This is a genomic window from Allofournierella massiliensis (assembly GCF_004345265.1).
Classification (GTDB): domain Bacteria; phylum Bacillota; class Clostridia; order Oscillospirales; family Ruminococcaceae; genus Allofournierella; species Allofournierella massiliensis.
This window is the reverse complement of the sequence record NZ_SLUM01000072.1, coordinates 1-1549: the sequence shown is the minus strand read 5'-3', so window position 1 is coordinate 1549 and position 1549 is coordinate 1. Positions and strand designations below refer to the sequence as shown.

Annotated in this window: 1 protein-coding gene; it reads right to left on the bottom strand. The window is 48.4% G+C overall.

Annotated features, from left to right (window positions below; genetic code table 11):
- Positions 1-126 precede the first annotated feature (126 nt).
- Positions 127-1302 carry an IS110 family RNA-guided transposase gene (locus EDD77_RS17870; RefSeq protein ID WP_058963086.1) on the bottom strand — a complete coding sequence of 392 codons (1176 nt, stop codon included), beginning with the start codon at positions 1300-1302 and terminating at the stop codon, positions 127-129.
- Between the last annotated feature and the right edge of the window lie 247 nt (positions 1303-1549).

Genomic DNA, 1549 nt, shown 5'->3' with positions numbered 1-1549 from the left:
AGAAAGATTAACTATTAAAAATCAACCCCGAAAATGAATGGTGGTGGTGAAAAAGGGATGGTTCAAAAAAGGTATAGCAAAGCTGAGGTCTTGTCAGACCCCTGCTGGCTATTCAAGTGGTTGCAGTTAAGATGCTGAGCAATATGGCTGCATGGATTTCTCCATGGCAAATATCAGACGAACTAACTTCTTGGCAGCATGAGAGATGGCAATATTGTAGTGTTTTCCCTCCGCCCGCTTCTTGGCAAGATAATCAGCAAAAGCCGGGTCCCAGTAGCAGACATACTTGGTTGCGTTGTAAAGTGCGTAGCGTAAGTATCGGGAGCCACGCTTTTCCATGTGCGGATAGCAATTTTTGAGCTGTCCGGACTGGTAAGTTGAGGGGGACATCCCGGCATAAGCCAACAGCTTGTCTGGGGAGTCAAAGCGGGTAAAGTCGCCGACCTCAGCCAGGATCATGGCGGCCATGCGGAACCCCAGCCCTGGGATAGTGGTAATAGGCGAATGAAGCTCACCCATAATGGATTGGATTTGTTCTTCGATTTCATCAATTTCACGATCCAGTTCCCGGGTGAGGCGGATGGTGTGCTGTAATTCAAGGGACTTGGCAGGCATCCGAGAGCCAATGGAATTTCTGGCAGCATCTCGTATTTCAAGAGCCATATCCCGCTTGTAGTGGCCTTTGGAGGCGGTTTCGAGCAGTGTTTTCAGCCTTGTCAAATGGGCTGCGGCAACCTGCTTTGCGCCGGGGAGCTCCTCTAACAGGGAGTAAACAGAGGTCATGTGAAGTGTGGGGACCAGTTTTTCCAGTTCGGGAAACAGGATACAGACCAATCGAGAAATAGAACTTTTCAGTTTCGCCCGTTCTTTTACCTTGTCAAAACGGTATCTGGTCAGTGACTTTAGCTCCTCATTGTGGTATGCTGTACTTGTGTAGGGTTTGAGGCCCGCATCGGATAACAGCATAGAAGCAATCGTTCGCGCATCCACCCGGTCAGTTTTGGTTTTTCTCAGACTGAGGCTCTTTCGGTAGAGGTTTGTGCGCAAGGGGTTCAGGACATAGGTGGTCAGACCGTTGTCAAGGAGAAACCCGAGAAGGTTGTAGCTGTAATGTCCGGTCGCCTCAAGCCCTACTTTTATTTTGTCCTGAGAGTTGGTGCAGTCCTGGATTCTCTGCAACAGACGGTGAAACCCATCCATGTTGTTGGGAATCGTGAACACATCCGCCAGGACTTCCCCCTCAGAGCTGACGATGAAGCAATCGTGCTTGTCTTTTGAGACATCAATACCAACAGAAATCACCATAACAAATCCCTCCAGCGGTAAATATGTGATGCTGCATCCACAGTACACCTTACTTTTGTAGCCTTGTTCCACATAAACCGTCTGGCGGTATTTAACTGATCAACAAAATTGTAAGGGGCTGTGGTTGGAACCTTTCTTGAACCATCTTGTGGTAGGAGATTTACACCAATCCACAGCATCCCTTACAGTGTAGCACACAGCCCTTGGAGAGGGGCTCTAATAACTACTACTCTATAATACAAGG